Source organism: Nonomuraea lactucae (assembly GCF_003313395.1).
GTDB classification, from domain to species: domain Bacteria; phylum Actinomycetota; class Actinomycetes; order Streptosporangiales; family Streptosporangiaceae; genus Nonomuraea; species Nonomuraea lactucae.
In genome coordinates this window covers 1-9585 of sequence record NZ_QNFZ01000944.1, presented here as the reverse complement: position 1 = coordinate 9585, position 9585 = coordinate 1, and the positions used below count along the sequence as shown (strand labels likewise).

General features: G+C 71.2%; 11 protein-coding genes. All 11 read right to left on the bottom strand.

All coding sequences use genetic code 11. The features are described 5' to 3' along the window. Positions 1–1146 (bottom strand): chromosome segregation SMC family protein (locus DQW85_RS32965; protein WP_162795563.1); only part of this gene is annotated, 1146 nt, incomplete at its 3' end. Positions 1147–1340: 194 nt separating this feature from the next. Further along, on the bottom strand, positions 1341–1535 hold the full coding sequence (locus DQW85_RS32960) for a hypothetical protein (protein WP_055505123.1): 195 nt from the start codon (positions 1533–1535) through the stop codon (positions 1341–1343). A 190-nt stretch (positions 1536–1725) separates the two neighbouring features. Further along, a complete protein-coding gene (locus tag DQW85_RS32955) occupies positions 1726–2001 on the bottom strand; it encodes an acylphosphatase (protein ID WP_113703685.1) in 276 nt (91 codons plus the stop codon). Positions 2002–2053: 52 nt separating this feature from the next. Then, positions 2054–2899 (bottom strand): bifunctional DNA-formamidopyrimidine glycosylase/DNA-(apurinic or apyrimidinic site) lyase, encoded by an 846-nt coding sequence (gene mutM, locus DQW85_RS32950; RefSeq protein WP_113703684.1) that lies wholly within the window; start codon positions 2897–2899, stop codon positions 2054–2056. Beyond that, complete coding sequence (gene rnc / locus DQW85_RS32945; RefSeq protein ID WP_420819200.1) at positions 2900–3640, bottom strand: ribonuclease III; 741 nt, start codon at positions 3638–3640, stop codon at positions 2900–2902. 189 nt (positions 3641–3829) lie between these two features. After that, positions 3830–4009: a 50S ribosomal protein L32 gene (rpmF, locus tag DQW85_RS32940; RefSeq protein WP_082535183.1), complete on the bottom strand. Its 180-nt coding sequence runs from the start codon at positions 4007–4009 to the stop codon at positions 3830–3832. A gap of 1 nt (position 4010) precedes the next feature. Then, positions 4011–4580 (bottom strand): YceD family protein, encoded by a 570-nt coding sequence (locus DQW85_RS32935; RefSeq protein ID WP_113703682.1) that lies wholly within the window; start codon positions 4578–4580, stop codon positions 4011–4013. Between the two features lie 51 nt (positions 4581–4631). Next, positions 4632–5108 (bottom strand): pantetheine-phosphate adenylyltransferase, encoded by a 477-nt coding sequence (coaD, locus tag DQW85_RS32930; RefSeq protein WP_113703681.1) that lies wholly within the window; start codon positions 5106–5108, stop codon positions 4632–4634. A 26-nt stretch (positions 5109–5134) separates the two neighbouring features. Beyond that, a complete protein-coding gene (locus DQW85_RS46160; RefSeq protein WP_240197574.1) occupies positions 5135–5860 on the bottom strand; it encodes an RsmD family RNA methyltransferase in 726 nt (241 codons plus the stop codon). Between the two features lie 377 nt (positions 5861–6237). Then, complete coding sequence (gene recG, locus DQW85_RS32915; RefSeq protein WP_113703680.1) at positions 6238–8415, bottom strand: ATP-dependent DNA helicase RecG; 2178 nt, start codon at positions 8413–8415, stop codon at positions 6238–6240. 88 nt (positions 8416–8503) lie between these two features. Next, positions 8504–9585: DAK2 domain-containing protein (locus tag DQW85_RS32910; protein ID WP_113703679.1), on the bottom strand; the 1082-nt coding region annotated here is incomplete at its 5' end.

Sequence of the window (9585 nt, the reverse complement as noted above, 5' to 3'; positions counted from 1 at the left end):
GGCCCGCGCGGCCAGGGCGAGCCGCTGCTCCTCCGCCCCCAGCGCGGCCTCCGACTCGGCGCGCCGCTCGACCGCGTCCTCCAGCAGCTCCTGGGCCTGCTCCAGCTCGGCCTGGAGAATGAGCTCCTGCTCGCGGACCTCGGCGGCCTCACGTTCGAGATCTTCGGGGTCGCGTCCGCGGCGCTCGACGGCCGCCGCGTCGACGGCGTGCCGGTGCCGCTCGGCGGCGAGCTGCTCAAGGCCGGTGATGCGCTCGCGCAGGGACGACAGGCGGAAGTAGGTCTCCTGGGCGGCGCTGAGCCGCGGCTGGGCCTCGGCCTCGGCGGTCTCCAGTGCGCTCTCGCGCTGCTGGCCCTCGGCCAGCTCGTTCTCCACCTGGGCGCGCCGGGCCAGGACCGCCGCCTCGTCGGCCGCCTCGCGCTCCAGCGTGGCCCGCAGGATGCCCACGTCGTCGGCGAGCAGCCGCAGCCGCGCGTCACGCAGGTCGGCCTGGATCACCGCGGCCTTGCGGGCGATCTCGGCCTGGCGGCCGAGCGGCTTGAGCTGGCGGCGCAGCTCCGTGGCGAGGTCCTGGACGCGGGTCAGGTTGGCCTGCATCGCGTCGAGCTTGCGCAGCGCCTTCTCCTTGCGCTTGCGGTGCTTCAGGACGCCCGCCGCCTCCTCGATGAACGCCCGCCGGTCCTCCGGGCCCGCGTGGAGCACCGCGTCGAGCTGCCCCTGGCCGACGATGACGTGCATCTCGCGGCCGATGCCGGAGTCGGACAGCAGCTCCTGGATGTCGAGGAGGCGGCAGGTGTCGCCGTTGATGGCGTATTCGCTCTGCCCCGACCTGAACATCAGCCGGCTGATCGTGACCTCGGTGTAGTCGATCGGCAGCGCGCCGTCGGAGTTGTCGATGGTCAGGGTCACCTCGGCCCTGCCCAGCGGCGGCCTGGACGACGTGCCGGCGAAGATGACGTCCTCCATCTTGCCGCCGCGCAGCGACTTGGCGCTGTGCTCGCCCATGACCCAGGCGAGGGCGTCGACGACGTTGGACTTGCCGGAACCGTTGGGGCCCACGACGCACGTGATGCCCGGCTCGAAGCGCAGCGCGGTCGCGGACGCGAAGGACTTGAAGCCGCGCAGGGTGAGGGTCTTCAGATACAAGCTCCGGCCCTCTTTTCCCTGAACGGACCCTGAACGGACGCGGAAAGCCTACTCGTCCTCACCCGCCGGGCGCTGGCCACCGCGGCAGAGTCAGCGGCGGACCAGGCAAAACAGCCGCAAAGACATCCTCACCGAGGGCAAATAACAAGGGACGCCTCTCCGAGACGTCCCTGAATCTTGCGCTCCGATCACTCTTAGGTGAGTGCCGGCTCGCGCTCCTGCATGCGGCTGAGTGCCTCATCGCGGGTTTGCGCCGCAAGAGCGTCATTCTGAGCCTGAAGCCGGATGAGTTCTGCCTCCAGGTCACGGATGCGCTGCTGCAGGCGGCGCATCTCGGAGACCATTCGAGGGTCAGGACCACCGACGTGGCCGAGTAGAGCCTTCGCCATGGTAAAGGGTCCTCCACGCTGAGTGACCAGACTGGTTCGCGCACTTCTTATTCCGCGGGAGGGGTGCGCGTGGTACCTAACAAGAGTCGCACCGGCAGTGTGGGCGGTCAAGTCGAACGAACCGCACTGCCCACAGGCAGGCACTCCCGACATACAACTATACCCTATTTGGGTGGTTTAGCGAAACGCGCTACCGCTCCCTAAAACCGCCCAAACTACCTCGGACTTCGCTCCACCGTTCCACTACTCCATCGACTCTGCCCGGCGTGTCGCAACCCCGCAGGAGTTCGAGCAACTTGACGCACGCCTCACGAGATCCTTCGGCCACCACCTCCACGCGGCCGTCGTCCATGTTGCGCGCCCAGCCCTCCAGGCCCAGCTCCAGCGCCCTGGCCCGGGTCCACCAGCGAAAACCCACACCCTGCACCCGCCCCCTGACCCAGGCGGTCACCCGCACCTGCTCCACGTCCCCACCTCGGCTCATCTCAGACCTTCCCTGGTCAGGCGCCGGCGCCCGCTCAGCGGGGCCTGCGCTGGCATCGGGGGCACGAGTAGGACGAACGGTTCATGAACGCCTCCCGCATGATGGGCGTCCCGCAGCGCGAGCACGGCTGGTCGCGCCGCCCGTACACCTCAAGAGAGCGGTCGAAGTAGCCGCTCTCGCCGTTGACGTTCACGTACAGGCTGTCGAAGGACGTGCCGCCCTGGTGGAGGGCCGCGATCATGACCTCCCGTACGGCGTCGAGCAGCTCGGCGATCTTGGGGCGGGTGAGCGTCTGGGTGGGGCGCGCCCAGTGCAGCCTGGCGAGCCAGAGCGCCTCGTCGGCGTAGATGTTGCCGACCCCGCTGATGAGCGACTGGTCGAGGAGCGCCCGCTTGACCTCGGTCCTCTTCCGGCGCAGGGCGGCGGCGAACCGGGCGTCGTCGAACGACTCCTCGAACGGGTCGGGGGCGATGTGCGCGATCGGCTCGGGAACGCCGCCCACGAGCGAGGTGAGCATGACGTGGCCGAATGTTCGCTGGTCGACGAAGCGCAGGTCGGGGCCGCCGTCGGTGAAGCTCAGCCGTACGCGCAGATGTCTCTCCAGCGGCGCGCCGGGCTCCACCAGCAGCAGTTGGCCGCTCATCCCCAGGTGGGCGAGGAGCGCCTCCTCGGCACCGGAGAGCGGAAGCCACAGGTATTTGCCGCGGCGCTCGGCCGAGACGACCACACGTCCCTTCAACCGGGCGGCGAACTCCTCCGCGCCGGGCACGTGGCGGCGGACGGCGCGCGGGTGCAGCACCTCGGCCGAGGCGATCTCCCGGCCGGCCACCCACTGCGCGAGGCCGCGCCGGACGACCTCGACCTCAGGTAGCTCCGGCACCTAGCCCGCCGGCTGGCTCTCGCGCTGCTCGCGGCGGGCCCTGATGCGGGTCCACGCCGCCTCGGCCGCCTGCTGCTCGGCCTCCTTCTTGCTGCGGCCGTGGCCCGAGCCGTAGGACTCGCCGCCCACCCGCACCTCGGCGGTGAACGACTTGGCGTGGTCGGGACCGCTCTCCTCGACGTGGTATTCGGGCACGCCGAGCGCCTCGGAGGCGGTGAGCTCCTGCAGCGAGGTCTTCCAGTCGAGCCCGGCGCCCAGCGAGGCCGAGCGGACGATCAGCGGGTCGAACAGCAGGTGGACCACCCTGAACGCCTCGTCGAGCCCCTTGTCGACGTAGACGGCGCCGATCAGCGCCTCCAGCGTGTCGGCCAGGATCGACGACTTGTCGCGCCCGCCCGTGCCCTCCTCGCCCCTGCCGAGCCGCAGGAAGCGGCCGAGCCCGAGGCCCCGGGCGACGTCGGCCAGGGCGCGCATGTTGACCACCGCGGCCCGGAGCTTGGCGAGCTGCCCCTCGGGCAGGTCGGGGTGGTTGCGGTAGAGCGTGTCGGTGACCACGAGGCCCAGCACCGAGTCGCCCAGGAACTCAAGGCGCTCGTTGGTGGGCAGGCCGCCGTTCTCGTAGGCGTAGGAGCGGTGCGTCAGCGCACGCTCGAGAATGTCGGGATCGAGGCTGACGGCCAGCACTCGCTCCAGCTCCGCTCTGGCGACCTCGACGGCCACCGGCTTAGGCCCTGTGCCCACGTGTTTCCTCCTCGGACATCTTCACATGGCGCGACGGCCGCGGAGGATGCCCGAAAACGTGGTGGGCGTCGGGGAGAACAGAGCCCCGGCGTCCACCACGACCGCGGGCGGACCGCTACCGCACGCATTTAGACGTTAACGCCGACCGGGGCACAATGGCACCCGGTCGGCAGCACGTCAACCGCGCGATCAGGCAGACGGCTCGACGACCTGGCGGCGGTTGTAGGTGCCGCAGGTGGGGCACGCGATGTGCGGCTGCTTGGGCGAACGGCACTGCGGGCAGCTCACCAGGGCGACAGCAGTCGTCTTCCACTGGGAGCGACGGGCGCGGGTGTTGCTCCGCGACATCTTTCGCTTCGGGACGGCCACGTCACTTCTCCTGATCGTTATCGTTCTCGGTGGTCAGACCTTGCAACGACGCCCATCGAGCGTCGATCTTCTCGTGCCGGTGATCGGCGCCGGCCTCGGCCAGCTTGATCCCGCACTCCGCGCAGAGCCCCTCGCAGTCGTCACGGCAGACGGGGCTCAGCGGCAGTGCGAGCACGACCGCGTCGCGGAAAGCCGGCTGGAGGTCGAGCAGCTCCCCGTCGAGCAGCGAGTCGTCCTCCGAGGCGTCCTCGTCGGAGTAGAAGAACAGCTCCTGCAGGTCGACCTCGATCTCCGAGGTCACCGGGTCGAGGCACCGCGCGCACTCCCCGGCGAGCGGGGCCTGCGCCGTGCCGGAGACGAGCACGCCTTCCATCACTGCTTCGAACCGGAGGTCCAGCTCGACTTCGGCGTCCTTGGGAACGCCGATCATGTCGACGCCGAGATCCTCCGGTGCCGGGAGGGTCAGGGTCATCTGCCGCATCGTGCCCGGCCGCTTTCCCAGATCGTGAGTGGAGATCACCCAAGGGGAGCGGGGGTCGAGGTGCTGAGTCATCCTGCTCTCGCTAGGCATGGCGGAACGCGCCGTCGTACAAGGCCGAAATGAAAGGATAGCAGGTGCCGCTCAGCCCCTGAGCCGGTCGATGAGCAGCTTGTGCACGAGGTCCGGCACCAGGCCGGACACGTCGCCGCCATACCGGGCGATCTCCTTGACCCGGCTGGAGGACAGGAAGGAGTATTCGGGGTTCGTCGGCATGAACAGCGTCTCCACCCCCGACAGGCGGTAGTTGAGCTGGGCCATCTGGAGCTCGTAGTCGAAGTCGCTGACCACCCTGATGCCCTTGACGATGGCGGGGATGTCGTTCTGCTTGCAGAAGTCGACCAGCAGCCCGTGGAACTTGCGCACCTTGACGTTCGCGAAGTCCTTGGTCACGGTCTGCAGCATCTCGATCCGCTCGTCGACCGTGAACAGGCTGCTCTTCTCCAGGTTGATGAGCACGGCCACGGTCACCTCGTCGTACAGCCGGGCGGACCGGCCGATGATGTCGAGGTGACCGTTCGTGATGGGGTCGAACGACCCCGGGCAGACAACGCGGCGCAAGACGCCTCCCAGATCTACGGGCAGGTCTACGGGTTCCCGGCGGCGCGACCGTACCAAACGGACGCTTCGCCGTAACGACGGACCCTCTCCTCAACGTAGCCTTCCGGCCATATCACGGCTTTTCCCCGCGTCTCCCTCTCGAACGCCACCACGGACCCCTCGGCCAGCCACCCGTGATCGCGCAGCAGCTCCAGCACCCGCGTGACGTCCTCACCCGAGACGGCGTACGGCGGATCGGCGAAGACGATGTCGTACGGCTCCACCCCGTGCACCCCCGCGACCTGCGGCTCCACAGCCCGCGATCCCGCACCGCGCGGCCCCGCCGCGTCCGATCCCTCGCCGGGCTCCCCCGAGCCGTACGGCTCCACGGCCCGCGGCTCCTCCCCGTGAGGCCCGCTCCCGGAGTGAGATCGGCCACTCTTGCGGGCCCTGTCCAGCAGCCGCTCCACCTTGTCGGCCACCACCTGGGCCCCGTCCAGTCCCAGCGACTGGACGTTCGCCTTGATCGTCCGGACCGCCTTGGGATCCGACTCGACGAGCAGCGCGTGCGCCGCCCCCCGCGACAGCGCCTCCAGCCCGACGGCCCCCGAGCCCGCGTACAGGTCCATCACCCGTGCTCCGGCGAGCCCGCGCAGCGAGTCGAGCGTCAAGAAGATCCCTTCTCGTGCCCTGTCACTGGTCGGCCTCGTGCCGCGCCCCGGCGGCACGGCCAGGCGGCGTCCACCCGCGACGCCCGCGATGATCCGAGTCATGGTGGTCATTGTCCCGCATATCGGCGCAGGTCAAGAGTGGACAAGTGTCGGCCTCGACAGCGCAAGGGTGATTCACAACACCCGACCGGGCACGCATGATGAGTCTGCGGCCTTCGAGGTGACCCAGAAGAAGGCCGACCGGCGTGGTCGTGAGCCCTTCCGCACGCCGGTTCCCTCGGCACCTGACCCGGGGGGGTGGGCCCAGCCGGGGACGGCATTCGGGGGGAGGCCGTCCCCGTGGCTGGGCCCAACGCCTTTCTCGCACCCGGCCTCCTCGGGTCCCTCCCAGGAGCTCACGACCGCCACAGGAACCTTCCAGCGGTCACCGACCCGTCAGTCAGGTCTTTCCAGGTGCGGTCAGGTCTTTCCAGGTGCCGTCAGGTCTTTTCCAGGTATTCGGCCCGCTCGTCCGCCAGCAGCCGGTCGATCTCGGCGCGCAGCGCGTCGTGCGAGGCGAGCTCCGGGTCGTCCTCCAGCAGCCGCGCCGCCTCCTCGCGGGCGGCCTCGATCACGTCCTCGTCGCGCAGCAACTGGAGCAGTTTGAGCGACGACCGCTTCCCCGACTGCGCGGCGCCCAGCACGTCGCCCTCACGCCGCTGCTCCAGGTCGACCCGGGACAGCTCGAACCCGTCGAGCGTCGCGGCCACCGCGTCGAGCCGGGCGCGGGCCGGGGTGCCCTCCGGGAAGTCGGACACCAGCAGGCACAGCCCCGGCAACCCTCCCCGGCCGACCCGGCCGCGGAGCTGGTGGAGCTGGGAGACGCCGAACCGGTCGGCGTCCATGATGATCATGACGGACGCGTTGGGCACGTCGACGCCCACCTCGATCACCGTCGTCGCCACCAGCACGTCGAGCTCGCCACGGGTGAACGAGCGCATGACCGCGTCCTTCTCCTCCGGCGGGAGCTTGCCGTGCAGGACACCGAGACGGAGGCCGTGCAGAGGACCCTCGGACAGCAGCTCCGCGACGTCCAGGACGGCCAGCGGCGGGCGGCGCTCCTCGTCGTCGGCGGGGGCCTCCAGATCGCCCTCGTCACCCTCCAGGTCGCCGATGCGTGGGCAGACCACGTAGACCTGCCGGCCCAGCGCCACCTCCTCACGCACCCGCTCCCAGGTGCGCTCGAGGAAGTGCGGCTTCTCGGCGGCGGGCACCACGTGGGTGGTGATCGGGGCGCGGCCGGACGGGAGCTGCGACAGCGTGGAGACCTCCAGGTCGCCGAAGACCGTCATGGCGACCGTGCGCGGGATCGGGGTGGCGGTCATGACGAGCACGTGGGGACGCTTGCCGCCCGCCTTCTCGCGCAGGGCGTCGCGCTGCTCCACGCCGAAGCGGTGCTGCTCGTCCACCACGACCAGGCCCAGGTCGGCGAACTGGACGTGCTCCTGCAGCAGGGCGTGCGTGCCCACCACGATGCCCGCCGTGCCCGAGGCCGCGTCCAGCAGGGCCGAACGGCGGGCGGCGGCGCCCATGGAGCCGGTGAGCAGCGTGACCGCGGTGCCGCCGAACATGCCCCCCTGCGCGAGGTCGCCCAGCATGGCGGTGATCGAGCGGTGGTGCTGCTGGGCCAGCACCTCGGTGGGGGCCAGCAGGACGGCCTGGCCGCCCGCGTCGACCACCTGCAGCATGGCGCGCAGGGCGACCACGGTCTTGCCCGCGCCCACCTCGCCCTGCAGCAGCCGGTGCATCGGGTGCTCCAGCGCGAGGTCGGCGGCGATCTCCTCGCCCACCTCCCTCTGGCCCTCGGTGAGCGAGAACGGCAGGCGGGCGTCGAAGTCGGCGAGCAGCCCGTCGTCGCGGCGCGGGCGCGCCCTGGCCGGCCAGGCGGTCGCCGCCTGCCTGCGCTGCAGAAGCACGGCCTGCAGCACGAACGCCTCGTCGAACTTGAGCCGCCGCCGTGCCCGCTGCACGTCGCCGAAGTCCTTCGGCCGGTGGGCGCTGACCAGCGCCTCGCCCAGGTCGCGCAGGCCGTGACGCCCGCGCAGCTCCGCGGGGAGCGGGTCCTGGAGCGGCCCCAGCGTGTCGAGCACCACGCCGACCGCCCGCCTGATCACCCACGGCGTGAGGTCCTTGCCGGCCGGGTAGATCGGCACCGGCGCCGCCGAGAACTCCTCGGCGCTGGACTCGCTCTCCTCGAACAGCTCGAACTCCGGATGCGACAGCTGCCACCGGGGATGGGCGCGCGACCCGAACAGCCCCACCTTCCCGGCGAACATGCCGCGCCGCCCCGGCTTGAGCCGCGTCTCCGCCACGTGGGAGCCCTTGCCGAAGAACGACAGGTAGATCTTGTTGCGGCCGGCGTCGACCACCTCGACCTCGAGCCAGGTGCCGCCCCGGTTGCGCATGGGCTTGCGCATCAGCCTGCTGACCTCGCCCACGACGGTGACGTGCTCGTCGACCTCCAGCGCGTCGAGCGAGGTGAGCTCCCCGCGCTCGGCGTAGCGGCGCGGGTAGTGGCGCAGCAGGTCGCCGACCGTCTCCAGGCCCAGCACGCTGTGCAGGAGCTTGGCGGTCTTCGGGTCGAGCGCCTTCGTCAGCGGCTCGTCGAAACGGCTCACGGGTCTATGTTCTACCGCCTGCCACCGACAGGGACCACGCCCGCGGGAAACCGCCCCGCCGGTGTCACGGCACAGCGACGCGCCGGTCTCACTCCACGCCGATGAGCAGCGGGTAGCCGCCCTGCTCACCGTCGTACACGACCAGATCGGCGTCCGGCCGGCCATGCGCCAGGTGGGCCTCCACCTGACCGGCGAGCTCCTCGGGCGCGTCCACCCCGGTCACCAGCGTCACCAGCTCGCCGCCGCCCGCCAGCATCCTGTCCACGACCGTCACGGCCACCTCGTCGAGCCGCGCGCCGATCACCGCGACGTCCCCGTCGATGAGCCCGAGCACGTCGCCGGGGCGGCAGACGCCGGCGCTGGTGACCCCCTCGCGGTCGGCCACCACGACGTGCCCGTGCCGGGTGTGCCCCGCGGCGTCGGTCATCGCGACCACGTCGTCGTCGAAGCGGCGCAGCGGATCGTGTACGGCCAGCGCCGCCAGCCCCTGCACGGTCGCCCTGGTCGGCAGCACGCTGACCACGACGCCGTCCTCCCGGGCGATCTCCGCCGCCGCGGCCGCCACGGCCTGGGCGCCCGCGTCGTTCGGCAGCACGGCGACCTCGCTGCCCGCCTGCCTGATGGCGGCCAGCATGGCGGGCAGCGAGGGGCGCGTGCCCGGCACCCGCCGTACGACGACCGCGCCGCACTCCTCGAACAGCGCCGCGATGCCGTCACCGGCGGCGACGGCCACCACTCCCCTGCCCGCGCCGGCGCGGTGGGTGCGCTCGGCGAGGTAGGTGATCCTGATCCGGTGCGGCCGCCCCACGCGCAGCGCCGCCTCGACCGCGGGCCCCGCCTCGTCCACGTGTACGTGCACGTTCCACAGCCCGTCGCCGCCCACCACGACCAGGGAGTCGCCCATCCGGTCGAGCTCCTCGCGGAGCTTGCCCACCGCGGAGTCCTCGGCGTCCAGCAGGTACATCACCTCGTACCCGGCGCCCACCTCGGTCATGGGCGACACCCTGGCGGTCGGCGCTGGCACGTCGTAGCGCTCGCTGGAGGAGCCGGTCACCACGGCGACCAGCGACTCCAGGATGATCGCCAGGCCGGCGCCGCCCGCGTCCACGACGCCGCTGCGGGCCAGCACGTCGAGCTGCTCGGGGGTGCGCCGCAGCGCCGCGCGGGCCG

Excerpts from the sequence above, each read along its gene's own strand:
- DQW85_RS46160 (WP_240197574.1), bottom strand. The coding sequence starts at position 5,860 with ATGACTCGGATCATCGCGGGCGTCGCGGGTGGACGCCGCCTGGCCGTG.
- DQW85_RS32935 (WP_113703682.1), bottom strand. The coding sequence starts at position 4,580 with ATGCCTAGCGAGAGCAGGATGACTCAGCACCTCGACCCCCGCTCCCCT.
- DQW85_RS32960 (WP_055505123.1), bottom strand. The coding sequence starts at position 1,535 with ATGGCGAAGGCTCTACTCGGCCACGTCGGTGGTCCTGACCCTCGAATG.